Below are 23,576 nucleotides of genomic sequence, written 5' to 3' on the forward strand. Positions count from 1 at the left end.
GACATGATGAACCAGAACGACAGTTTCTCCCGAACCAAATCTAACAATGGCCAGATGCCATCTGTGCCCATATGCGTGACCCCCATCTGCGTGACCATTGCCGGTTCCGATAGTGGCGGTGGCGCTGGCATTCAGGCCGACCTCAAGACATTTTCGGCACTCGGCGTCTACGGCGCGAGCGTCATTGCCGCCGTGACAGTGCAGAACACCTGCACGGTGAGCGCGGTGCATGACATCCCGCCCGCCATTGTCGCCGGTCAGATCGACGCCGTTTTCAGCGATCTCGACGTCGCTGCGGTGAAGATCGGCATGGTTTCCGTGCCTGAAACCATCGAGGCCATTGCGCAGGGGCTTGCCCATTTTTCCGGCCCCATCGTTCTCGATCCGGTGATGGTCGCCAAGTCGGGCGACCGGCTTTTGAGCGAAAGCGCCATTGCGCTTTTGCGTCAGAAACTGGTTCCGCTCGCCACGCTTCTAACCCCCAACCGGCCTGAAGCGGCCTGCCTGCTCGGCAGCGATCTGGCGCTCGATGACGAAGACGCCGAACAACAGGGCCGCGCACTGCTCGAACTCGGCGCAAGGGCCGTTTTGATGAAGGGTGGCCATGCGGAGGGCGAAATATGCGTCGATCTGCTGGTGCGCCGCGATCAGCCGACGTTGCGTGTTGCAGCGCCACGTATCCTGACTGCCAACACCCATGGCACAGGCTGCACGCTTTCATCGGCGATTGCCGCAGAACTTGCCAGGAATCTGTCGCTTGAAAAAGCGGTGCTTAGCGCTCATGCCTATCTGCAAGGAGCAATTCGCGCCGCCGACGTATTGAAGATCGGACACGGCCATGGGCCGGTGCACCATTTCCATGCCCTCTGGAAAACCCGAACAGAGGAGATTGCGTGATGCGTGTCACCATCATCGGAGCGGGCGTGGCTGGCCTTGCCACAGCCGCGGAATTCACCGATCAGGGCCACGCCGTCACCATCATCGCCAAGAGCAGCGAGATCGGCTCGGATAGCTGCTCGTGGTTTGCGGGCGGTATGCTCGCACCGTGGTGCGAGGGTGAAAGCGCCGAGGAACCCGTGGTGCGCCTTGGACAGGAGGCCATTGGCTGGTGGGAGCGCCATGTCTCGACCGTCAGGCGCAAGGGTACGCTCGTTCTCTCCCACACGCGAGACATGAGCGAGTTGCGCCGCTTCGCCCGGCGTACCGAAGCCCATGACACTGTAGCCCAGCACCGCATCGACGCACTGGAACCGGACCTTGCCGGGCGGTTCCGGCAGGGCCTGTTCTTTGCCAGTGAAGGCCATCTCGATCCGCGCCAGACATTGATCGAACTTGCCGAACGGCTACGGAAGCGGGGCGTGGTCTTTCACCTCGGCGTGGACGCCAGGGACATATCCATGGAGGCGGATATCACCGTGGATGCGCGTGGGCTTGCCGCCCGCGATACCTTGCAGGATCTGCGCGGAGTCAAGGGCGAAATGCTGATTGTCCGCTCGCGCGACATCAATCTGAAGCGGCCCGTGCGTCTCCTGCATCCGCGTATTCCGCTCTATATCGTGCCGCGCGGTGACGGTGTGCACATGATCGGCGCGACGATGATCGAAAGCGACGATCGCCACGGCATCAGCGTACGCTCGACGCTGGAACTTTTGAGCGCCGCCTATGCGCTGCATCCAGCATTTGGCGAGGCGGAAATCCTCGAAACGGGCGTCGATGCACGCCCCGCATTTCCCGACAATCTGCCCCGCGTGAGACGGCGTGGCAAAACCATTTATGTCAACGGGCTTTACCGCCACGGCTTCCTGCTTTCGCCCGCTGTGGCGCGCATGGCGGTTGCGAGCGCGACCATGCCCGAAACCATGCCCGAATTTGTGGAGGACTATGCATGACAATCGTGCTGAACGGTGAGGTCATCACCACGGCAGCCGCCAATCTGGCAGCACTGCTGACCGAGATCGAGCTGGATGAAGCGGTTGTTGCAACCGCGCTGAACGGCGAGTTCGTGGCCAGCGACGAGCGCGCAGCCGCGACCCTGTCGGCTGGCGACCGCATCGAAGTTCTGGCCCCGATGCAGGGAGGCTGAGATGCTGGAATTCTATGGCCAGAAATTTGAAAGCCGCCTGCTGCTGGGCACGGCACAATATCCATCGCCTGCCATATTGGCGGATGCGGTGCGCGCTTCGCAAAGTGATATTGTCACCGTGTCGCTGCGTCGCGAAAGCGGCGATGCCCGCGCCGGACAAGACTTCTGGGCGCTGATCCGCGAGTTGGGCGTCGCCGTTCTGCCCAACACGGCAGGCTGCCACACGCCGCGCGAAGCGGTGACCACCGCCCGGATGGCACGCGAAATCTTCGGCACCAACTGGATCAAGCTGGAGGTGATCGGCGATCACGACACGTTGCAGCCCGACCCGTTCGGCCTTGTGGAAGCAGCACGCACGCTTTGCGACGACGGCTTTGAGGTCTTTCCCTATATGAATGACGATCTGGTCGTCGCGGAAAAGCTCATCGAAGCCGGTTGCAAGGTGCTGATGCCCTGGGGCGCGCCTATCGGCTCGGGCCGTGGCCTCAACAATCCTTATGCGCTGAAAACCATGCGGGCGCATTTCCCCGATATTCCGCTTGTCGTCGATGCAGGCATCGGCGTGCCTTCCCATGCCGCGGCGGCGATGGAACTGGGCTATGACGCCGTGCTCATCAACACCGCCGTTGCCAAGGCAGGCGATCCCATCGCCATGGCACGCGGTTTCGCGCTTGCGGTCGAGGCCGGGCGGCTTGCTTTCGAAGCGGACGCCATTGAAGCGCGCGATATGGCAGCGCCGTCCACCCCTCTTCTCGGAAAGGCATTTTTGTGATGGCCCTTGATCCGTTCTACCCGATCTTCGACAGCGCCAAGTGGCTGGAGCGCATGGTGCCGCTCGGTGTCAAGCTGGTGCAGCTACGCGTCAAGGATAAGACCGAGCCGGAACTGCGCAGCGAAATCCGCGCCGCACGGGAAATCTGCCTTGCACATGACTGCCAGCTCATCGTCAACGACTACTGGAAGCTGGCGCTGGAAGAAGGTTGTGACTTCATCCATCTGGGGCAGGAAGACCTCGATGACGCCGATCTGGATGCCATTCGCGCCGGTGGTTTGAAGCTCGGCGTTTCAAGTCATGACGAAGCCGAACTCGACCGCGCACTGTCGGCAAAGCCCGACTATATCGCGCTTGGCCCCGTCTATCCGACGATCCTCAAGAAGATGAAATGGCACGAGCAGGGTCTGCCGCGTCTTGGAGAATGGAAGGCACGGATAGGCGACATTCCGCTGGTTGGCATCGGCGGCATGAGCGTTGAACGCGCACCGGGCGTTTTCGAAGCGGGTGCCGATATCGTTTCCGTCGTCACCGACATCACCCTCAATGCCGACCCCGAAGCCCGCTTGCGCCAGTGGATCGAAACCACGCGCGCGTTCGCCGGAAAAGCTCTGGAGCAGACCCCATGAAAAAGATTGCCTTCGCCGCCCTGTTTGGCCTCGCCCTTACTGCCACCACGGCTCACGCCGACGACAAGCTCAAGCTCATTCTCGACTGGTATGTGAACCCCGATCACGGCCCGATCATCGTCGCCGACAAGCTCGGCTATTTCAAGGATGCCGGGCTTGACGTGGATATCGTCGCGCCCGCCGATGCATCAACGCCCACCAAGATGGTGGCGGCAGGACAGGCCGACCTCGCCATTTCCTATCAGCAGCAGGTGCATCTTCAGGTGCATGAAGGCCTGCCGCTTATCCGCGTCGGCACGCTGATCGACTCGCCGCTCAACTGCCTGATGACCCGCGACGACGGATCGGTGAATTCCATCGCCGATCTCAAGGGCAAGAAGATCGGTTATTCGGTCGCCGGGACCGAGGAAACATTGCTCGGCACCATTCTCGGCCAGCACGGCGTCAAACTCTCCGATGTCGAACTCATCAACGTCAATTTCTCGCTGGCGCCATCGCTGATGTCGAAGCAGGTCGATGCGGTGATGGGTGCCTATCGCAATGTCGAACTGAACCAGATGGCCGTCGAAGGCGTGCCCGGCAAATGCTTCTTCGTCGAGGAAGAAGGCGTGCCGGTCTATGACGAGCTGGTCTATGTCGCAGCTTCCGACAAACTGGACGCGGCGGACAAGGACAAGATTTCGCGCTTCCTGTCGGCCACAGAGAAGGCCGCGCAATATATCGTCAATCACCCGGACAAGGGTTACGAGCTGTTTTCATCCTACAGCACGGAACTCAAGGACGAACTGAACCAGCGCGCCTGGAAGGACACGGTTGCCCGCTTCTCGCGCGCACCTGCGAGCCTCGATTATGGCCGCTGGCGGCGTTACGAAGCCTATCTCAAGGAGCACAATCTGGTGCCCTCCATCCTGCCTGTCGAGAAATTCGCCATCGATGTCAACGCGGAAGGGAGCAAGTCATGAGCCAGCCGCAGCCCCATTATTCATCCGAACTGTTCACGCGCTTGCGTGCCGCGACGCTTGAAGACTGGAAGCCCTATATCGATCATGAGTTCGTGCGCGGACTGGGCGATGGCACGCTGCCGAAAACCGCCTTCCTGCATTATCTGCGTCAGGATTATGTCTATCTGCACCACTATGCCCGCGCCTTTGCGCTTGGCGTCGTCAAGGCCAATACATTACAGGAAACTAGGCTTTGCGCCCAGATCATGCATGGTTTGGCCGTGACGGAACTGCCGCTTCATGTCGGCATCTGCGCCCGTGAAGGGATCAGCGAAGACGAGCTTTATGCAACGAAGGAAGAGCCGGAAAATCTCGCTTACACGCGCTATGTGCTCGATTGCGGACAGGCGGGCGACTTTCTCGACCTGCTGACAGCGCTCGTGCCCTGCGCGCATGGTTATGGCGAGATCGGCCTGAACCTTACCGTGACCGCCCTGCCCGGTACGCCTTATCAGGAGTGGATCGACACCTATGCGGGGCCTGAATATCAGGACATGTGCCACACGGTCGGCAAGCTGTTCGATCAGGCCGCAAAGGACCGCATCGGCGACGACTTCGAGAAAAGCCCGCGCTGGCCGAGGCTCTGCCAGATTTTCGCAACGGCGAGCAGGCTCGAAGCCGATTTCTGGTCTATGGGTTTGAAGGCCGGATAGTGAACGAAGCACTCCCGAACCGAAGTCGGAAAAAGCGCGCTGCCGACGGCTTGCTGTCGGCAGCCATAGCGCTTGCCATCTGGCAGGCGGTGGTGAGCATCGGCCAGATGCCGCGCTTCATCCTGCCCGGCCCGCTGGATGTGGTGCAGTCACTGATCGGCAACGCCGGGCTGATTGCCGAGAACGCCGCCGCCACCATCGGTGAGGTGTTGGGCGGCCTCCTCCTTGGCAGCGCGGTCGGCATCGCCACCGCCATCGGACTGATGATGTCGCCGCTGGCGCAGCGGCTCGTCATGCCAGCGATGGTTTTCAGCCAGGCGATCCCGATCTTCGCGCTCGCCCCCATTTTGACTTTGTGGCTCGGCTACGGTCCCGCTTCAAAAATCGCGGTCACGGTACTGATGATCTTCTTTCCGGTTGTCTCGACCTTCTTCGACGGCATGCGGCGCACCGAAACGAGCCTGATCGACGCGGCGGAAATTCTCGGAGCCGGACGCATGGCAATCCTGTTTCGCATCCGCATCCCATCCGCCTTTCCTTCGCTGGCATCGGGCCTGAGCCTCGCCGCCGTCTATGCGCCCATCGGCGCGGTGGTAGGCGAATGGGTCGGCGCATCGAAGGGCCTCGGCTATCTGATGCTGCTGGCCAATGGACGCGCCAAGGTGGATCTGATGTTCGCGTGCCTGTTCGTGCTGGCCGCCTTCACTATGCTGCTGCATGGCACGGTGTCGCATTTCGCCCGCAAGCTTGCCGCCTGGCCGAAAAAAGCCGCATAAAAAAACCGGCGGTTTCCCCGCCGGTTTTTTTGCATTCACTCACACAACAATCAGGCCAGCGTATAGGCTGTCTTGACGGTGGTGTAGAACTCGGCGGCATAGCGGCCCTGCTCGCGCGGACCGTAGCTCGAACCCTTGCGCCCGCCGAACGGTACATGGAAATCGACACCCGCGGTCGGCAGATTGACCATCACCATGCCCGCTTCCGAATTGCGCTTGAAATGCGTGGCATATTTCAGGCTCGTCGTGCAGATGCCCGACGACAGGCCGAAGCTCGTATCGTTGGCGGTAGCAAGCGCTTCTTCATAATTCTTGACGCGGATGACCGAAGCGACCGGGCCAAAGATTTCCTCGCGGCTGATGCGCATCTGGTTGGTGGCTTCGGTGAAGAGTGCTGGCTGGAGATAGAAGCCCGGCGTTTCGCGGTTGAGACGCTCGCCGCCAAAAGCAAGCTTTGCGCCTTCCTTGCGGCCGATCTCGATATAATCCATATCCTGCTGGAGCTGGCTTTCATCCACGACCGGGCCGATATGCGTACCCTGCTTCAGGGCATTGTCGACCACAACGCTTTTCAGCTTTTCAATCGCAGCAGCGACAAACTTGTCATGGATGCCTTCCGTCACGATGATACGCGACGACGCCGTGCAGCGCTGGCCGGTCGAGAAGAAGGACGAATTGACCACGGACTCGACCGCGACATCGAGATCGGCGTCATCAAGGACGACAACCGGGTTCTTGCCGCCCATTTCGAGCTGGAAGCGGCGGTTGTGCTCGATGGATGCCGCCGCAACGCGCTTGCCCGTACCGGTCGAGCCGGTGAAGGTGACGGCCTGAACGTCCGCACTGTCCAGAATGGTCTGGCCGACGACCGAGCCCTTGCCCATGACGAGGTTGAGAACGCCCTTCGGAAGACCGGCACGATGCAGGATATCGACAATCGCCCAGGAGCAGCCCGGCACGAGGTCGGCCGGTTTGAACACGATCGTGTTGCCGTAGCAAAGTGCCGGAGCAATCTTCCAGGCCGGGATGGCAATCGGGAAATTCCATGGCGTGATGATGCCGACGACGCCAACCGGCTCACGGGTGATTTCCACACCGATACCCGGACGTGCAGAAGGCAGAACCTCGCCAGCCAAACGCAGGGCTTCGCCTGCGAAGAAATCGAAAATCTGACTGGCGCGGATGGTTTCGCCGATGCCTTCCGCCAGCGTCTTGCCTTCCTCGCGCGACAGGAGACGGCCAAGCTCGTCCTTGCGTGCCAGGATTTCGTCGGCAGTTTTGCGCAGGATGGCATGGCGTTCCAGAATGCCGGAACGCGACCAGGCCGGGAAAGCGGCTTTCGCGGCGGCAATGGCTGCCTTGGTGTCTTCGGCAGTTGCCCGGGCGTAGGTTCCAACGACATCATTGGTGTCCGAAGGATTGATGTTGGCGATCCCGTCGCCGCCGACCCATTCGCCCGCAATCAGATTTTGATGAACTGTCATGAACTCTCCCTGTGCGCCGCACGGCTCTGATATATCTCAGGACGACCCTTCACCCATGAGCGGCAGAATTGCAAGGCCGGAGCTGTCCTGTAACGGAAAAAGTGAAAATATCCGTTCGGCAAAGGGCTGAAAGCTGGATCAGCGCCCCTTAAAACAAGGCTTGCAAATTTGTCACAGTCAAATGGCTGGATAGAAAATTCGTCATTTTGCGCCTTGGCAAAAATTTTTGCTCATTTATTGTGCATTCATCTGCAACACTGGCAAGAGGTATGAGATGCGTGTCTATTACCCATTCCCCATGGTGCCCAGTGTTAATGCGGGCGCGTCCAAGCTTTAAGTCTTTGGCCCGCATTGCAGGCTGAGGCCTGAACGCCCTCCCTAAAAGGGCAAATTCCTAACAACTTCCAAATTTGCCGCAGCCGTCACCGGCTGTTTGTTTTGTCTTTGTTTTCACGCATTGTCCGACGCAAAACCGCTTCGCACTTTTGCTGGAAATATTTTTACAGGAACCAGAGTCCGTTTAAACACGGCCTGGTATTATAGATATGACTCGGTTTCGCATCGATTTCCGGGGACCTGCCTTCCGCAATGTCCTCGGCTACACTTTCGGCCATTGGCGAAGTCAGCCCTTGCGGCTGACGCTGATGATAATCGGCATGCTGCTTGCAACAGCCGCAGATGTTTTGACGCCGCTCTATTCCGGTCGGTTGGTGGACGCGCTTTCGTTGGGTAACGATGGCGCTTGGGATGCTGCCATCCACGCCCTGATCGTCCTGCTTGCGCTGGGCGCGCTGGCGCTGATTACGCGTCAGTTGACCTTCTATGTCATCACGGACTTCACCTTGAAGATCATGAGCGACATGGCAGCAAGCTCGTTCCGTAAGCTGCAGCGGTTTTCGACAGACTGGCACGCCAATGCCTTTGCCGGATCGACGGTGCGTAAGGTATCGCGTGCCATGTGGGCGCTCGACCTGCTCAACGATACGCTGATCGTGGCACTGCTGCCATCGATCCTGATGCTGGTTGGCTCCGTGGTGCTGCTATCGTGGTACTGGCCGATGATGGGGCTGCTGGTTGCAATCGGCTCGGTGCTGTTCATCGTCTGCACGATCGTGATCTCGCTTGGCTTTGTTGCGCCTGCGGCAACGCTTGCCAATAGCTGGGACACGCGTATGGGTGGTGCTTTGGCCGATGCCATTTCGTGCAATGCGGTTGTCAAGGCATTTGGCGCGGAAAGCCGTGAAGATGTGCGTCTTGCAAAGGTCGTTTCCAAGTGGCGCGGCCGCACACGCCGCACATGGCTGATCGGTACGCTGAATGGCTTCATTCAGGGTGCGAACCTGCTGGTGATGCGCGGCGTGGTTATCGCCTTTGCGCTCTATCTGTGGAGCCAGGGCAAGGCAACGGCGGGTGATATCACCTTCGTTCTGACAGCTTTCTTCATGTTGCAGGGCTATTTGCGCGACGTGGGTATGCATATCCGCAACCTGCAGCGTTCGGTCAACGACATGGAAGAGTTGGTCGACATCGAGGCACAGCCTTACGGCATTGCCGACGAGCCAGGCGCACCGGCGATCAAGATCGGAAACGGCGAGATCACGTTCGATCACGTCACTTTCCACTATGGCAACCACGAAGCGGCTCTCTATCGCGACTTTTCGGTCAAGATCGAAGCTGGCGAGCGGGTTGGTCTGGTTGGCCATTCTGGCTCGGGCAAGACGACATTCGTCAAGCTGATCCAGCGGCTTTACGATGTCAGTGGCGGCGCAATCAAGATTGACGGACAGAACATTGCCGAAGTCACACAGGCATCGCTCAGATCGCAGATCGCCATCGTGCAGCAGGAGCCAATCCTGTTTCACCGGACGCTGGCCGAGAACATCGCCTATGCCCGCCCCGGTGCGACACAGGCGGAGATCGAAGAGGCTGCACGCCTCGCAAGCGCGCATGACTTCATCATGCGTTTGCCAAAGGGCTATGCAACGCTTGTCGGTGAACGCGGTGTGAAGCTTTCGGGCGGTGAACGTCAGCGTGTGGCTATTGCCCGTGCATTTCTGGCAGATGCACCGATCCTTATTCTGGATGAGGCCACATCGAGCCTCGATTCAGAATCGGAAGTGCTGATCCAGCAGGCAATGGAACGGCTGATGGTGGGTCGTACAACGCTTGTCATTGCACACCGGCTTTCGACGGTCCGTGCGCTTGACCGGCTCTTGGTTTTCGACAAGGGCAATATCCTTGAAGAAGGCGATCACGACGCGCTTATCCGCAAGCCGGGTGGCATCTATCGCCGCCTGTTCGAGCGGCAGGCGCTGGAACTGACCAAGGGACTGGAAGACGTCTTTTCGTAATCCAATCTCCTATAAAGCCATGAACAGGGCCGGATCAATTCCGGCCCTGTTCTCATTTTAAATGCTCCATTCATCATCCATTCAGATCACGGTGCGTATCACTCGCGGCCCAAGCGTGCCTTGACATTTCCATGACAGAAATGTGACAGGCTTTTTGTGGAAGTTCGGGAGTTGGTGAGTAAAACATGCCGGGTGTGATGGAAAATACCGCAGCGCGTCGCTGGAGCGATGCCGCGATTTTCGGGCCTGCCCGTATTGCCTGGCCGCTGCGCCTCGCAGCAATTACGCTTGCTTCCATCGTGCTTTCGACGCTGCTGGTTTTCGCTGTCGAATGGATCGTGCGCGGCTCATTCACCGACACGATGCAGTTCTTCCGCACGCCGCATAAGCCTGCATGGACGACGGTTGCGCTCTTTGTCGTCGTGCTGACGGCGAGCGACGCCATTTTCGGACGCATTCACTATGGCTTCTTTGTTGTCGGCCCGCTGGCACTGATTGCGGCAACGACAGCACGCGAAAAGAGCCTTTATCTCGGTGACCCGCTTTATCCGAGCGATTTTCTCTATGCCCGCCAGATCGTCGATCTTCTGCCGCTTCTGGTGCGTGACCGCCCGTGGAGCGCGGTCGGCATAGGCCTGCTTCTCATTGCTTCGGCAGCAGTGATGATAACCGTGACATTGTTCTGGTGGCGGCGCTTCGATCCAATCCCGTGGAAGGGGCGGATGCTGCGTCTTGCCTTTGCGCTGCCATTACTCGCCTGGTTCGCGGTGATTTCTGACTATGCCAGTTTTTCGCTGGCGCGCGACCGTCTGCGTATTCTGCCGATCATGTGGGATCAGAAGGAAAACTACGCCCATAACGGCTTTACCATGGCTTTCATCCTGAATGTGCCCATGGCTACCGTCTTCGCTCCGGAAGGCTATTCTTCGGAAGCAATTGCCGCCATCGAACCGCCGGCGCAGTTGATCCCTGCTGCATTCGATACCAGCAAGCCTGACGTCATTATGGTGATGAGCGAATCCTTCTGGGACCCGACACGCCTTCCGGGCGTGGCTTTCAGCGCAGATCCGATCCCGACAGTTCGTGCGGAACAATCCGGCCATGTCTTCTCGCCGGAATTTGGCGGCATGACCGCCAATGTCGAGTTCGAGGCTCTGACCGGCTTTTCCAAGGCCTTCCTGCCCTCCGGCAGCATCCCGTATCAGCAATATATCCGCCGTCCCCTTCCCTCGCTTGCAAGCTTTTTCAAGGATCAGGGTTATACGACGCGGGCGATCCACCCCTATCGCCAATGGTTCTGGAATCGTGGTCCCGTCTATGAAAGCATGGGCTTCGACAGGTTCATGTCAGAAGAAAACATGCCTCCGCTGGAAAAGCGCGGCGCCCTGGCCTCCGACGCTGCCTTGACCGATGAAATCATCCGCGAAGCAGATTCCATGGATGCGCCATTCTTCTTCTTTGCCGTCTCCCTGCAAGGACATGGCCCCTACGAAGCCAATCGTTACCCGGATTCCAAACTTGAGGTGCAGACTGACGCCAGCGAACATACGCGCCAGTCGATCCGTTCCTATTCGCAAGGTGCGATGGATGCCGATGAAAGCCTGGCACGGTTGATGGAATGGGCATCGAAGCGCGACCGGGAAACCATTCTCGTCTTCTTCGGCGACCATCTGCCACCACTCGGTCCCGTCTATGTCGAGACCGGATTTATGACAAACCGCGTCGCAAGCCGTACGGCACCTGCCGCCGATATGATGCTGCAGCACGAAACGCCGCTTGTTCTCTGGTCAAACAAGCGTGGCGCCGAGCAGGGAACCGGCACGATCAGCCCTGCCTTCCTCCCATTGCACATACTGGACATGGCCGGGATGCAGCATCCCTATTACACAGGCTTCCTGCGTCAGTTGCACGAACAATACAGGGTTGTTGACAATCACGCGGTTTTTGACCGGTCAGAGAATGCCGAGGAAGGCTGGCAACAGAAGCCGCCATTCCCTCCGCTCCTGCGCGATTATCAGATGCTGCAATACGATATGATCTTCGGTCGCAATTTTGCCCGCGAGCGGTTCTTCCCCTCGCACCCGACACAGAGTTAAACAGGCCTATGCCGGTGCTTTTCCGGATGACTGGCGAATGATGAGTTTATACTCAATCCGCCGGGAGGCCGACAAATGACCGGTTTCGATCTGGTTCAGAAGCATATCCGCAGCGTCGCGGGTCATCTCGAAAATCGGCTGGCGAACGGTAGTGATCTGCGGCGAAACCATGCTGGCAATTGCACTGTCATCGAAGCCGACCACCGTTAGCTGATCAGGGATAGCGATATTACGGTCATAGGCGATCTGCATGACGGCAGCCGCCATATCGTCGTTCGACGCAAACACGGCGGTCGGTGGCTCCTCAAGCGAGAGCAGTTTCTTTCCCGCAGCAAGGCCGCTCGCAAAACTGAAGCCACCCTGCACCTCATAATCGGGATTACGCTCGATCCTGGCATCTTCCAGCGCACACCGATAGCCCGCGAGACGCAGCTCCGCTGAGCGGTGGGTTGGATCGCCAATGACGATTGCAATGCGACGATGACCGAGCTTCAGAAGATACTCCATGAGATCGACGGAAGCCGCCTCGTCATCGATTGTGACGCTGTCGGTCGGATGCACATTCACATCGCCTGCGACACGGGCAAAAGGCATTGCCGAGGCGGTCAATTCGGCCAGAATTTCAGGATCGTCCGACATGGGCGGCGTCACGATGATGCCGTCGAGGCCGGACGCATGTGCCGTTTCAATCAGCGAACCACGAATATCTTCACGATTTTCGACAGGAAAGATCAGCAATCGATATCGCGTGTCACGCAGCCGTTCCAGCGCACCCATCTGCAGTTCGGTGACATAGCTGGCGCTTGGATTCTCGAAGAAGAGACCGATCAGATGTGAACGCCGTTCAACAAGATTACGGGCGGCAACATTGGGTCGGTAACGCAATTCGCTTCCGGCTTGCCTGACCTTTTCGCGAATAGCTTCGCGCACATTCGGTTCGTCATTATAGACGCGCGAAACTGTCTTGATCGACACGCCGGCAAGGCGTGCCACATCATGAATGGTTGCTCTTTTTCCTGCAGCGGCCATTTGGGATCGTCTCCCTCCCTCTCCGATCTAACTAACCGCTTTGCCGCCAAACGAAAAGGAAAATTAGGGAATAGAACAGACCCGTGAGCGCGTCAGAAACCGAACCTCGCGTCCATTGTCGAGAGAGAACATGCCCCCACGCCCCGCAACGACATCGATGATGAGTTCAGTATGCTTCCAGACTTCATATTGCGGGCCGCTGATATAGACTGGAGCGCCACCGATTTCTCCAAGTTTTACGTCCGTGTCCCCGACGATGAATTCTCCTTGCGGATAGCACATCGGCGACGACCCGTCGCAACAGCCACCCGACTGGTGGAACATGATCGGCCCATATTCGGCCTGTAACTCGCGGATGAGATCGAGCGCTGCCGGTGTCGCACTGACCTGACCTCGACCTTCCCCAGGGTTTTCCTCCACCATATCGTCCTCCCAAGAAAATGAGCGGGCACTTTTCCAATGCCCGCTCCAAGATTAGCGCCTGGATATTATTGTGTCATATCCATTACGACGCGCCCTTCGATGTTCCCTTGACGCATATCGTCGAAGATGGAGTTGATATCTTCCAGCTTTTCAGTGCGGATAGTAGCGCGCACCTTGCCATCACCGGCAAAGTCCAATGATTCTTGTAAATCGAGCCGTGTACCGACGATCGAGCCGCGCACGGTGACGCCGTTCAGCACCATGTTGAAGATTGAGAGCGGGAAGTCGCCGGGCGGCAGACCATTCAGCGATACAGTGCCGCCACGCGATACCATGCCCAGTGCCTGTTCGAAGGCGACAGGCGAAACCGCTGTCACCAGTACGCCTTGCGCGCCGCCATCGGTTTCTCGTCTGATATAGGCCGCTGGATCTTTGTTCGTCTTGGCATTGACCGTCACTGTCGCACCCAGCTTGCGCGCCAGTTCGAGTTTCTTGTCGTCGATATCGACGGCGGCAACGTTAAGCCCCATCGCCTTGGCATATTGCACCGCCATATGGCCGAGACCGCCGACGCCGGAAATCACCACCCAGTCGCCCGGTTTGGTGTCCGTCATCTTGAGGCCCTTATAGACCGTGACACCGGCACAAAGCACGGGCGCGATTTCGTTGAAATCGATATTCTTCGGCAGATGGCCAACGAAATTCGGATCGGCGACCACATATTGCCCAAAGCCGCCATTGACCGAATAGCCGGTATTGAGCTGTTCCTCGCACAGTGTTTCCCACCCGCCGAGGCAATGACGGCAATGACCACAGGCCGTATAGAGCCACGGAACGCCAACGCGGTCGCCTTCCTTCACATGCTTGACGCCAGCGCCGACGCCGGACACGAAACCCACGCCCTCATGACCGGGAATAAACGGCGGATTGGGCTTCACCGGCCAGTCGCCTTCGGCGGCGTGAAGGTCGGTGTGACAGACCCCTGAAGCCTGGATGGCAACCTGAATCTGTCCCGGCCCCGGTTCGGGTATCGGCACTTCGTCGATTGTCAACGGCTTGCCAAACGCTCGTACCACTGCCGCTTTCATTGTCTTGGCCATAAAGTCTCTCCTTCGTTATCGAATTGAGTTTCTTTCAAGCTGTTTCCCGAAACGGGACGGAAGAAATGAGAGCAGGAATATGGAGCGCCGGGATACCGCGCCAAACCTACCGCGCAACGGCTGTTCTAGAGCGTCGATCCGATTGAATCGGATCATCGCTCTAAGTATTTGTTTTAACGCACATCTTTTCCGAAAGCCGTTTCACACTTTTCGGGATGTGCTCTAATACCTTCAAGGGTTGCCCGGGCATTTTCGCCCAGGCCCCTTCATGGTCCCCTTGGGAGGGTGAACCAATGCCGTTCTTCCAACGCAATACTGGCATGGAAGACGGGAATGCTCTTTGATTAGACGCAATGCGGAAACGCTATTCCTCCGCATCGCTTTCGCGCGTTAGAGCGCCCTGCGTCCGTTTGGACGCACAAAGGTCGCTCTAACTTTTTTAATCTACGCATCGTGCTTTCCAAAAATCGATTCCGATTTTTGGGCCGATGCTGTAGAGCGCGTTTCGATCTGATTGGATCAGATCGGCGCTCTAACTTCTTCTATTTCAAGCATAATCTTGATCGTCCTCGTTTCACTCCGGTCGAATTATGCTCTAAGGGCTCAGAAAAAGCCGAGTTTCTTTGGGCTGTAGCTCACCAGCATATTCTTGGTATTCTGGTAATGGTCCAGCATCTTCAGGTGGTTTTCGCGACCAATGCCCGATTGCTTGTAACCACCGAAGGCTGCATGCGCCGGATAGGCGTGGTAGCAATTGGTCCACACACGACCGGCCTGAATGGCGCGACCGAAGCGATAGGCGCGTGTCCCGTCGCGGGTCCAGATACCGGCACCGAGACCGTAGAGCGTGTCATTGGCAATCGACAGCGCTTCCGCATCGTCCTTGAAGGTCGCGACGGACACAACCGGTCCGAAGATTTCCTCCTGGAAAATACGCATCTTGTTGTGGCCCTTGAACACCGTCGGCTTTACGTAATAGCCGCCCGCCAGATCGCCCGGCAGAACATTGCGTTCGCCGCCGGTCAGCACTTCGGCACCTTCCTGACGACCGATGTCGAGATAGCTGAGAATCTTTTCAAGCTGCTCGCTGGAAGCCTGCGCACCAATCATCGTTGCCGGGTCGAGCGGATCGCCCTGCACGATGGCTTCCACACGCTTCAGCGCCTTTTCCATGAATTTGTCGTAGATCGATTCATGGATAAGCGCGCGGCTTGGACAAGTACAGACTTCACCCTGGTTGAGTGCGAACATGACAAAGCCTTCGATGGCCTTGTCGAGAAAGTCGTCATCTTCGGCAGCAACATCCTTGAAGAAGATATTCGGTGACTTGCCACCGAGTTCCAGCGTAACCGGAATGAGGTTCTGACTGGCATATTGCATGATCAGTCTACCCGTCGTCGTTTCGCCGGTGAAGGCGATCTTGGCGATGCGCGGGCTGGATGCCAGTGGTTTGCCCGCCTCAAGGCCAAACCCGTTGACGACATTGATCACACCGGGCGGGAGAAGATCACCGATCAGTTCCATAAGCACGAGGATCGATGCCGGTGTCTGTTCAGCCGGTTTCAGAACCACGCAGTTGCCCGCCGCAAGGGCCGGAGCAAGCTTCCATGTCGCCATGAGGAGTGGAAAGTTCCACGGGATGATCTGACCAACAACGCCGAGCGGTTCATGGAAGTGATAAGCGACTGTGTCGTGATCGATTTCGGAAATGCCGCCTTCCTGGGCGCGGATGACGCCTGCGAAATAACGGAAATGATCGATGGCCAGAGGAAGATCGGCAGCGGTGGTTTCGCGGATTGGCTTGCCGTTGTCCCAGGTTTCGGCGGCAGCGAGCGCAGGCAGATTTTCCTCAATCCGGTCAGCAATGCGATTGAGGATGAGCGCGCGTTCCGCCGCGCTCGTCTTGCCCCAGGCATCCTTGGCGGCATGCGCTGCATCAAGAGCCGCTTCGACATCGGCGGCATCCGAGCGGGCTACTTCGCAAAGCACCTGACCATTGACCGGCGAAGTGTTTTCGAAATAGCGGCCCGACTTGGGCTCGACCCATTTGCCCCCGATGAAATTTCCGTAGCGTTTTGCGAAAGCCGGCTTCACGGTCCGGCTGAATTCAACCTTGTTCATGACATTCCTCCCAAAACAACGCTGCTCCTACAGCGCTTCATGATTGAGGATCGCGCGGCAGCACGAAAGAGTCATCCCGCGTATTCAAGCTCGCAAGGCTATATGTCGCAATATTGAGACAGTTACGCCCACTTAATGCGGACGAATGATCTTCAACCGGTTAAGCTTGCGGTGGAGTGTGGCGCGACTGATGCCCAAAAGCCCGGCAGCGGCTGAAATATTCCCTTCTGCACGCGCAAGAGCGCGCAGAATTACGCTCCGCTCCGACTCCGCCATATCTTCACGTGGATCGGCATGCCAGCCGAGAAGATCGGCTGCGGGCAACGGAACGGCAAGAGCGGCATCGTCAAGCCCCATGGCCAGACGCGCCGCACGTGTGGCGCCGATAACCAGATCATCCTTGTCGACCGCGATCAGTGCGCCACCGGTTCTGTCGGGGCTTGGCGCCAGCATGATACGAGCCTCGGGAAAAGCCTGACGGAAATTTTCAGCCTCGATACGCCGTGCGGCATCAATCACAGCGACAGATATGAGTTGCGCAAACGCCTCGGTCAGATCGGCGCGACATGAGGAAACATCAAGCGCTGCCATCAGACGCCCCTGATGGTCATGGATCGGGGCGACCGTACAGGAAAGTCCGATATTGCGTGTATGAAAATGCTGGTCGCGATGAATTGTCAGCGGGCGCTGTTCGACAATGCAGGTACCGATGCCATTCGTACCTTCGCTCTGTTCGCTCCAGACTGCACCGGTCCAGAGTCCCCAGCGATAGAAGGTATCGTCATCGCCCGGCGCGCCGCGACGTTCGACCGGCACACCCTCGCTATCGGCCAGAAGCACACAACAACCGACCCCGCCAACGGCCAGATAAAGGCGGTCCATACTGGCTTGCGCAATACTCACGAGGCGTTCGACACGCTGATGAGCGGTCCTGAACTCACCATCGGAAAGGGTGCGCACCGACCCCAGTTCGGCAGGATCAAGCCCATGCAGTTCCGCCGAGCGCCGCCATGAGGCAACCAGAGCGGATCTTGCAGCCCCACCTGCCGTCATTATCGCGGATTGAATCCGATCGGCATGTATTCGGTCTTGCGGTGTGCCCATCTTTTCCTCCCAGGAAGGCTGGAACCCGCTGTCTGGAAGAATAATGACTGCTCAGAACACAACTGGCAAGTGTGACGACAGATCGAAGGCCGGTTTAGGCGACGCGTGCTGGCTTCAGATATTGCTCAAGCGAGGAAACATCCGCCGCATTGAGCTGAAGACCAAGTTTCGTACGCCGCCACAAAATATCCTCGGCGCTCACTGCCCATTCATTCTCAAGCAGATAACGAACTTCGGCTTCATAAAGATCGGCACCGAAATGCTGTCCAAGATCGGCAAGTGAAACGGCGTCCCCAAGCAGAACATGAATACGCGTTCCATATTGTCGGAACAGGCGCCGCGCATGAGCAGGCGTCAGGAAAGAATAAGCGACATTTACCTTTTGCAGCTCACGCTCAAACTCGACATCCACGAAATCACCACCGGGCAACGGTGCAGCATGGGTCCACGGCGTCCCTTTTCTGCCTAACCGATGCTCGATCTTCTCCAGCATATGTTCGGCAAGCCGCCGCGCCGTGGTCAGCTTGCCGCCAAAGACATTGATCAGAGGAGCAAGCCCATCGGGCGCATCTTCTTTCAGCACATAATCGCGGGTCGCTTCCTGCGCCTTGCTTGCGCCGTCATCATAAAGCGGGCGCACACCCGAATATGTCCAGACGATATCCTCGCGCCTGATCGGCTCCTTGAAATATTCGCTGGCTGCCGCGCAGAGATAATCGGTCTCGCCATCGGTGATCGCAACCTTGGCCGGGTCACCCTGATAATCCTGATCGGTCGTGCCGATCAGTGTAAAGTCGTCCTCATAGGGAATGGCAAAGATGATGCGCCCATCATTGTTCTGGAAGAAATAGGATCGGGGATCGGAGAACTTCTTACGCACCACAATATGGCTGCCCTGAACAAGGCGGACATTGTGAAGCTGTCGATCTCCCTCGACATCCTGCAGAACCTTGTCAGCCCAGGGACCGGCAGCATTGACCAGCAGGCGAGCCCTAACTTCCTCGCGCTCATGTGTACCAGTATCTTCCAGCGTAATGGTCCAGTATTCCCTGTCACGGCGCGCCGCCACGACTTTGGTTCGGGTTCTGATCATCGCGCCGCGATCTGCTGCATCCCGGGCGGTCAAAGCGACGAAACGTGCGTCATCGACCCAACAATCGGAATACTCGAATGCCTTTGTAAAAAGCGGCTTCAGGGGCTGCGCTGCCGGGTCTGAGCGCATATCGAGCGTACGCGTTGCAGGAAGCTTTTTACGCCCGCCCAAATGGTCATAGAGAAACAGCCCCAGCCTCAACAACCATGCTGGGCGCATTCCGCCCTTATGATACGGCAGCACAAACCGCATCGGGTGAATGATGTGCGGTGCGTTGGCCCACAACACCTCGCGCTCCATCAGCGCCTCTCGCACCAGACGAAATTCGTAGTGCTCCAGATAGCGCAAGCCCCCATGAATAAGCTTGGTTGCTCGCGACGAGGTGCCGCTTGCCAGATCGTTCACTTCGGCAAGGCCAACGGAAAATCCCCGACCAACCGCATCACGTGCGATACCGCAGCCGTTAATGCCGCCGCCGATTACAAAAATGTCGAATAGTTTCTCTTGCGCCATGGCGAACCCCGAAGACCACTCTCCGAAAACCAAAGCGAATATAATTCATTTAATACGAAAGCAAACCGAAAATGAAACGAACCTACACTCGTTTTTCTTCCGCCGGACCTTCTCCAAGGGTTTCGATCAGTTCAACCTCGCTTTCGCGGCACAATTCCAGCAACTGCTTCGACGGGCAGTGATCGGTGATGAAGGTATCGATCTGCGATATGTGGCCGATACGCACCGGCGCGGTCCGCTCCAGCTTTGTGGAATCGGTCACGAGAATTACATGCCGCGCATTGGCGATAATGGCCTGCGCCACTTTCACTTCGCGGAAATCAAAATCAAGCAGGGCTCCGTCCTCGTCCATGGCGGAAGCGCCGATGATCGCATAATCAACCTTGAACTGCCGGATGAAATCAACGGCAGCTTCGCCGACAATTCCCCCATCAGACGGGCGCACGACACCACCTGCGACCACCACCTCTATTGAAGGGTGGACACGCAGCGTATTGGCAACATTGATGTTATTCGTGATGACCATCAGATTGCTGTGATCGACCAGCGCCTGACTGACAGCTTCGGTCGTAGTGCCAATATTGATGAACAAGGAAGCACCGTCCGGAATGATCTCTGCGGCAGCACGTCCGATCGATTCCTTTTCATATGCGGCGATGCGGCGCCGCGCTTCATATTCCATATTCTCCACGCCAGACGGATAGAGTGCCCCCCCATGGATACGACGCAGCATCCGGGCGCGGCAAAGATCGTTCAAATCCTTGCGCACCGTCTGCGGCGTCACCTCGAAAGCCGCGGCGAGGTCGTCCACCAGAACCTGCCCTTGCTTGCGGGCGAGCTCAAGAATTGCGTTGTGACGGGGAGTGAGCTGCATTTTTATCCCAGAGCTGGAATTCTTCTGATTGCGTTCGGGTAATTTCGCGGTTTTTCAATAGAAAGCAACCGCTTCAGTTCGAATGGCATTGACTGCGCTCCCTTTCCAGCAGTTTTTGACATTCATCACCCCTTGCTCACGATTTACGAAATATCAGTATAAATTCAAATATAACCTTCGTTTACATTCTGAACGAAACAGATATTTCGTCGATCAAAGCTTAAACCCGAGCAACCCCTTCGATGGCCCCATAGAATTCTCATAAACCTAATGGTTATAGGAAAATCCAATATCTATATTCACCAAAAACCCAATAATACGTATTAATTCAATCATCTCTTGCGTCGAAAAGACTGAAATAAACAAGGGACAAGAGTGTAAATAGAGTATGATGCACTCATGCCAGCTCGACGTAAACGTACAAGCAAGACTATCGAGCTGTTCAATTCAGGTAAAAGAATGCGGGGAGTGGTGTGTGGTGTTGATGCGTAACAGGCCGAGTTTGTGATGGGCTCTGGAAGGCAGGGCGACGTCTCCGGCAAAGCCGGAATAAGAACCCAATAAAGAAACACCCCGCTCTCATTTATTATGGAGAGGCGATAACCAATTCGCTTCTCCAAATTTTTTAGGCGAACGGCACTGAACCAATGAAAATCGGACGGTTCAATCGAGATCGAATTTCTCGCCGTACATTCTGTGCAGTTTGCACGCTACTTCCGTGCGGTTCGCGGCGCCGATCTTCTTCATGATGTTGTGTACGTGCGCCTTGACCGTGCCTTCGCTCATACCGAGTTCGAATGCGATGATCTTGTTCGACTTGCCAATCCGGATGGCATGGACAACTTCGATTTCTCGCGCCGTAAGCAGTTCACCCAGAACATCATCATCGATATCGGTCGGCGCGGTCTGGAAAACCATCGAAGCGGGCACATACATGCCGCCAGCAGTTGCAAGATGAATGGCCTCGACGCAGACTTTTATATCGACTGAAGTGGGGATATAGCCGCGAGCGCCGATTTCCATGGCGCGCACGACCTGCGCCCACTCCTCGCGTTCAGCAAGAAAGACCACCGGAACCGGACGCCAGAGTTCGATCACAGCCTGCAATTTTTCCGAGAAAAATGGATCCGCCAATCGTTTCGAGCCGATATTGATGAGAACAACAGCAATATCGTCCGTTGGATCCGCGAGCTCTACCGCCGCTTGTGTTTCGACAGGAAGCTTGAGGCCATTCAGCACAAGCCCATTATAAAGGCACTGCCGCTCAAGGTTGCTTTTGCATACGAGCAACATACGCCGTCCACGCGCTGCCTCAATGCTTGCGGCGTTGCCCCTATCGCCGATGCTCTCCGAAACGGCCCAAAGGCTATCCCCTCTTGTTTCCAACATGTGATACTCCCGGCCTACTCAAGTTGCTCTATGTTTATGCACCCAACTATTACTTTCGTCAGAGACGAGTGATTTGCTGTGCCTGTCTGGATAGACCTATGGCCTTGACTGGGGTAAATATTGCTATCGGGAAATAATCGTGTCATTAACTTATGTTAGCAATGCAGAAAATTTATGACCGTCCATAAGAACGACTTGCAGAGCGGGAGGATATAGCCTCTATATCTTTCGTTTAGTTGGTTTTCGGGCTTACAGAATTTACCGACGTAGCATGGGGGCAGTTGCGTATTCCCAAATTCAAGAATACTCAAAATTCTGACGGACAATCATTTGATGGTTTATCCGTTTTTCCAAACGCAAGATCGCAATGTGATCCTGCCGGAAATGCTTGGGAACGCATTTCGATTTGATTGAATCAAATCGCGCTCTAACTGTTCGTTTTAACGCGCATCTTTTCCGAAAAGCTATTTCATGCATCTCGGAATACGTTCTAGTGGGTTAGAAATGCATAGTGGCAGGCAGACCACAGACCCATCGATTGAAGCGCTTATTGGTTTATTGGAGACGGCTCCAATTCTGGCCAAGCTTGAAGCGCGGGAAACAGACGCGCTTTCTTCGATCACGGTGATTGAAAACGATTTTGCCGCCGATGCCACGATCATCGAGCAGGGTGCGCGTGTCAGAAGCATCCATCTCGTGCGCTCCGGCTGGGGGTGCGTTTATCGCGATCTGTCGAGTGGCGAACGGCAGATTATCGACTTCCCCATGCGCAGCGATTTTCTCGGTCTTCGAACCGCCGATGGATACAGCTACAACACAATCGCGGCCATCACACCGATGTCGGTTTTCGAGATTCCGCTCGCCTCGCTTGAAGCCGCTATTGAACGCGCACCGCGCCTCAGTCTGATCCTTATCGAGCTTCTTGCACGTCAACGGTCCATGTTGATCGAACACCTTACCAATATCGGATGTCGCGCCGCTTTCGTCCGAACCGCACACCTGTTTCTTGAGCTTTCCGACCGTGTGCAATCGTGTGGGATGGGCGATCCAAACTCCTTCCATTGCCCTCTGACGCAATATCAGCTTGCCGATGCTCTGGGGCTGACACCGATTCATCTCAATCGGATGCTGCGTGACCTGCGGGAAGAGGGATTGATCCTGTTTCGTTCAAATCGTGTGGAAATACTGGATCGCAAACGCGTGGTTTCTCTCGCCGAATATGACGGCGAGTTCATGCGCATGTCGGTTTTCGGAAAGAAGGACTAGGCTGTGAGTGCCACCCTCATTCATCTGCCCGCAGAGCGATAGAAGGCCCGAAGCCGGGCCTTCTTTATTTTATGAGAGCGCATCCCGAAAAGTGTGAAACGGTTTTCGGATAAGGCGCGTTAAAAAATAGCCAGAGCGCTTCCCGTGACAAGCAACTGCCACCCGATCTCACGATCCAGTTCTCCCGGATTTATCGAGATCACGACACCAGTCTTGATGCGTCGCCGCAAGATGCTGCTTTCATCCGGTTCAATCCGAATTACTCCCCTGTCGAAAAGCGCCTGAAGGCTGGCACGAGAGATTTGAAGCTCGGTTGCCAAGAGACGATCGAGGCGTATGCTCACCGGCAAGGCCACCTGCAATTCGATCTCGATTGCCTTGGAGCTTGCAGTGCCACACGCGATGCCTTTCACAACTTCGCACTCTGAAAACTCATCAACGCGCTGCGATTTACGTCTCAGTGCTTGGATATCGAATGCTTCCGTCCAGATCCATTGCGGATCGTTGGACTGAAGTGCCTCCAATATCTTTGGGTCGATCTCGCGAACATTCTGTCGTTCGAAGATAGGCCAGTTCCATGTTTTGTCGCATGTCAGACACTTATAGATCAGCCACGCATCTAGCTTGCGGCCATTGGCATTCAGTCGAACCTTGCCGCTTGACTGGAAAGCCTTCAACTTGCCGCACCCACTGCACGCAATCCAAGGCTGAGGGGCAATTTTCGGTGTGACGGTCCACCGTACCCGAAGAGTATCGCTCATAGTATCTCGGTCTTCCATTTCGGAAGTTCACCAAGATGGCGAATGAGGTGCCCGTTCC

At 56.8% G+C, this 23,576-nt stretch carries 21 protein-coding genes; 11 read left to right on the forward strand and 10 right to left on the reverse strand.

Features of this window, described 5'->3' with window-relative positions; genetic code table 11:
- Nucleotides 1-6: 6 nt before the first annotated feature.
- From thiD to ACYSN1_RS05990, 8 genes are read left to right on the forward strand one after another with little or no spacing between them, the layout of a single operon-like run.
- Nucleotides 7-897 carry a bifunctional hydroxymethylpyrimidine kinase/phosphomethylpyrimidine kinase gene (gene thiD / locus ACYSN1_RS05955; RefSeq protein WP_461725288.1) on the forward strand — a complete coding sequence of 297 codons (891 nt, stop codon included), beginning with the start codon at nt 7-9 and terminating at the stop codon, nt 895-897.
- Nucleotides 897-1,889, forward strand: a complete 993-nt coding sequence (gene thiO / locus ACYSN1_RS05960; RefSeq protein ID WP_461724814.1) for a glycine oxidase ThiO — start codon at nt 897-899, stop codon at nt 1,887-1,889. The genes thiD and thiO overlap by 1 nt, the downstream gene beginning before the upstream one ends.
- Entirely contained in the window at nt 1,886-2,083 is a 198-nt protein-coding gene (thiS, locus tag ACYSN1_RS05965; protein ID WP_061344887.1) for a sulfur carrier protein ThiS, read from the forward strand. Before thiO ends, thiS begins: the two co-directional genes overlap by 4 nt.
- A gap of 1 nt (nt 2,084) precedes the next feature.
- A complete protein-coding gene (locus tag ACYSN1_RS05970; protein ID WP_461724815.1) occupies nt 2,085-2,855 on the forward strand; it encodes a thiazole synthase in 771 nt (256 codons plus the stop codon).
- A complete protein-coding gene (locus ACYSN1_RS05975) occupies nt 2,852-3,484 on the forward strand; it encodes a thiamine phosphate synthase (RefSeq protein WP_461724816.1) in 633 nt (210 codons plus the stop codon). Before ACYSN1_RS05970 ends, ACYSN1_RS05975 begins: the two co-directional genes overlap by 4 nt.
- Entirely contained in the window at nt 3,481-4,446 is a 966-nt protein-coding gene (locus ACYSN1_RS05980; protein ID WP_461724817.1) for an ABC transporter substrate-binding protein, read from the forward strand. The genes ACYSN1_RS05975 and ACYSN1_RS05980 overlap by 4 nt, the downstream gene beginning before the upstream one ends.
- Nucleotides 4,443-5,138 carry a thiaminase II gene (gene tenA / locus ACYSN1_RS05985; protein WP_461724818.1) on the forward strand — a complete coding sequence of 232 codons (696 nt, stop codon included), beginning with the start codon at nt 4,443-4,445 and terminating at the stop codon, nt 5,136-5,138. The genes ACYSN1_RS05980 and tenA overlap by 4 nt, the downstream gene beginning before the upstream one ends.
- Nucleotides 5,138-5,914 carry an ABC transporter permease gene (locus tag ACYSN1_RS05990; protein WP_461724819.1) on the forward strand — a complete coding sequence of 259 codons (777 nt, stop codon included), beginning with the start codon at nt 5,138-5,140 and terminating at the stop codon, nt 5,912-5,914. Before tenA ends, ACYSN1_RS05990 begins: the two co-directional genes overlap by 1 nt.
- Before the next feature lie 50 nt (nt 5,915-5,964).
- Here ACYSN1_RS05990 and ACYSN1_RS05995 read toward each other — a convergent pair whose 3' ends face one another.
- On the reverse strand, nt 5,965-7,398 hold the full coding sequence (locus ACYSN1_RS05995; protein ID WP_061344881.1) for an aldehyde dehydrogenase family protein: 1,434 nt from the start codon (nt 7,396-7,398) through the stop codon (nt 5,965-5,967).
- A gap of 545 nt (nt 7,399-7,943) precedes the next feature.
- Here ACYSN1_RS05995 and ACYSN1_RS06000 point away from each other — a divergent pair.
- The gene (locus ACYSN1_RS06000; protein ID WP_461724820.1) at nt 7,944-9,749 is read left to right on the forward strand and encodes an ABC transporter ATP-binding protein; all 1,806 of its coding nucleotides are present in this window, start codon (nt 7,944-7,946) and stop codon (nt 9,747-9,749) included.
- Nucleotides 9,750-9,934: 185 nt separating this feature from the next.
- Complete coding sequence (locus tag ACYSN1_RS06005; RefSeq protein WP_461724821.1) at nt 9,935-11,845, forward strand: LTA synthase family protein; 1,911 nt, start codon at nt 9,935-9,937, stop codon at nt 11,843-11,845.
- Between the two features lie 6 nt (nt 11,846-11,851).
- Here the strand turns inward: ACYSN1_RS06005 and ACYSN1_RS06010 are convergent, their stop codons facing one another.
- The 8 genes from ACYSN1_RS06010 to ACYSN1_RS06045 all read right to left on the reverse strand — a co-directional run bounded on the left by ACYSN1_RS06010 (nt 11,852) and on the right by ACYSN1_RS06045 (nt 21,491).
- Nucleotides 11,852-12,874: a LacI family DNA-binding transcriptional regulator gene (locus tag ACYSN1_RS06010; RefSeq protein WP_461724822.1), complete on the reverse strand. Its 1,023-nt coding sequence runs from the start codon at nt 12,872-12,874 to the stop codon at nt 11,852-11,854.
- A gap of 63 nt (nt 12,875-12,937) precedes the next feature.
- Complete coding sequence (locus tag ACYSN1_RS06015; protein WP_461724823.1) at nt 12,938-13,297, reverse strand: DUF779 domain-containing protein; 360 nt, start codon at nt 13,295-13,297, stop codon at nt 12,938-12,940.
- A gap of 65 nt (nt 13,298-13,362) precedes the next feature.
- On the reverse strand, nt 13,363-14,397 hold the full coding sequence (adhP, locus tag ACYSN1_RS06020; protein ID WP_461724824.1) for an alcohol dehydrogenase AdhP: 1,035 nt from the start codon (nt 14,395-14,397) through the stop codon (nt 13,363-13,365).
- A 603-nt stretch (nt 14,398-15,000) separates the two neighbouring features.
- Complete coding sequence (gene adh, locus ACYSN1_RS06025; RefSeq protein WP_461724825.1) at nt 15,001-16,518, reverse strand: aldehyde dehydrogenase; 1,518 nt, start codon at nt 16,516-16,518, stop codon at nt 15,001-15,003.
- A 132-nt stretch (nt 16,519-16,650) separates the two neighbouring features.
- Entirely contained in the window at nt 16,651-17,622 is a 972-nt protein-coding gene (locus tag ACYSN1_RS06030) for a GAF domain-containing protein (protein ID WP_461724826.1), read from the reverse strand.
- 94 nt (nt 17,623-17,716) lie between these two features.
- Nucleotides 17,717-19,228, reverse strand: coding sequence for a glycerol-3-phosphate dehydrogenase (gene glpD, locus ACYSN1_RS06035; RefSeq protein ID WP_461724827.1), 1,512 nt, complete (start codon nt 19,226-19,228; stop codon nt 17,717-17,719).
- An 82-nt stretch (nt 19,229-19,310) separates the two neighbouring features.
- Nucleotides 19,311-20,102, reverse strand: coding sequence for a DeoR/GlpR family DNA-binding transcription regulator (locus ACYSN1_RS06040; protein WP_461724828.1), 792 nt, complete (start codon nt 20,100-20,102; stop codon nt 19,311-19,313).
- 663 nt (nt 20,103-20,765) lie between these two features.
- Complete coding sequence (locus ACYSN1_RS06045) at nt 20,766-21,491, reverse strand: LuxR C-terminal-related transcriptional regulator (RefSeq protein WP_461724829.1); 726 nt, start codon at nt 21,489-21,491, stop codon at nt 20,766-20,768.
- 504 nt (nt 21,492-21,995) lie between these two features.
- Between ACYSN1_RS06045 and ACYSN1_RS06050 the strand changes: the two genes are divergently transcribed.
- A complete protein-coding gene (locus ACYSN1_RS06050; RefSeq protein WP_461724830.1) occupies nt 21,996-22,757 on the forward strand; it encodes a Crp/Fnr family transcriptional regulator in 762 nt (253 codons plus the stop codon).
- Nucleotides 22,758-22,876: 119 nt separating this feature from the next.
- Here the strand turns inward: ACYSN1_RS06050 and ACYSN1_RS06055 are convergent, their stop codons facing one another.
- A complete protein-coding gene (locus ACYSN1_RS06055; protein ID WP_461724831.1) occupies nt 22,877-23,536 on the reverse strand; it encodes a DUF1062 domain-containing protein in 660 nt (219 codons plus the stop codon).
- Nucleotides 23,537-23,576 lie beyond the last annotated feature (40 nt).

It is taken from the genome of Brucella sp. LJL56, assembly GCF_054871705.1.

What these genes read in the sequence shown, in the direction of transcription:
- thiD (WP_461725288.1), top strand. Translation starts at nt 7, where the DNA reads ATGAACCAGAACGACAGTTTCTCCCGAACCAAATCTAACAATGGCCAG.
- thiO (WP_461724814.1), top strand. Translation starts at nt 897, where the DNA reads ATGCGTGTCACCATCATCGGAGCGGGCGTGGCTGGCCTTGCCACAGCC.
- thiS (WP_061344887.1), top strand. Translation starts at nt 1,886, where the DNA reads ATGACAATCGTGCTGAACGGTGAGGTCATCACCACGGCAGCCGCCAAT.
- ACYSN1_RS05970 (WP_461724815.1), top strand. Translation starts at nt 2,085, where the DNA reads ATGCTGGAATTCTATGGCCAGAAATTTGAAAGCCGCCTGCTGCTGGGC.
- ACYSN1_RS05980 (WP_461724817.1), top strand. Translation starts at nt 3,481, where the DNA reads ATGAAAAAGATTGCCTTCGCCGCCCTGTTTGGCCTCGCCCTTACTGCC.
- tenA (WP_461724818.1), top strand. Translation starts at nt 4,443, where the DNA reads ATGAGCCAGCCGCAGCCCCATTATTCATCCGAACTGTTCACGCGCTTG.
- ACYSN1_RS05995 (WP_061344881.1), bottom strand. Translation starts at nt 7,398, where the DNA reads ATGACAGTTCATCAAAATCTGATTGCGGGCGAATGGGTCGGCGGCGAC.
- ACYSN1_RS06000 (WP_461724820.1), top strand. Translation starts at nt 7,944, where the DNA reads ATGACTCGGTTTCGCATCGATTTCCGGGGACCTGCCTTCCGCAATGTC.
- ACYSN1_RS06005 (WP_461724821.1), top strand. Translation starts at nt 9,935, where the DNA reads ATGCCGGGTGTGATGGAAAATACCGCAGCGCGTCGCTGGAGCGATGCC.
- ACYSN1_RS06010 (WP_461724822.1), bottom strand. Translation starts at nt 12,874, where the DNA reads ATGGCCGCTGCAGGAAAAAGAGCAACCATTCATGATGTGGCACGCCTT.
- ACYSN1_RS06015 (WP_461724823.1), bottom strand. Translation starts at nt 13,297, where the DNA reads ATGGTGGAGGAAAACCCTGGGGAAGGTCGAGGTCAGGTCAGTGCGACA.
- adhP (WP_461724824.1), bottom strand. Translation starts at nt 14,397, where the DNA reads ATGGCCAAGACAATGAAAGCGGCAGTGGTACGAGCGTTTGGCAAGCCG.
- adh (WP_461724825.1), bottom strand. Translation starts at nt 16,518, where the DNA reads ATGAACAAGGTTGAATTCAGCCGGACCGTGAAGCCGGCTTTCGCAAAA.
- ACYSN1_RS06030 (WP_461724826.1), bottom strand. Translation starts at nt 17,622, where the DNA reads ATGGGCACACCGCAAGACCGAATACATGCCGATCGGATTCAATCCGCG.
- glpD (WP_461724827.1), bottom strand. Translation starts at nt 19,228, where the DNA reads ATGGCGCAAGAGAAACTATTCGACATTTTTGTAATCGGCGGCGGCATT.
- ACYSN1_RS06040 (WP_461724828.1), bottom strand. Translation starts at nt 20,102, where the DNA reads ATGCAGCTCACTCCCCGTCACAACGCAATTCTTGAGCTCGCCCGCAAG.
- ACYSN1_RS06045 (WP_461724829.1), bottom strand. Translation starts at nt 21,491, where the DNA reads ATGTTGGAAACAAGAGGGGATAGCCTTTGGGCCGTTTCGGAGAGCATC.
- ACYSN1_RS06050 (WP_461724830.1), top strand. Translation starts at nt 21,996, where the DNA reads ATGCATAGTGGCAGGCAGACCACAGACCCATCGATTGAAGCGCTTATT.
- ACYSN1_RS06055 (WP_461724831.1), bottom strand. Translation starts at nt 23,536, where the DNA reads ATGGAAGACCGAGATACTATGAGCGATACTCTTCGGGTACGGTGGACC.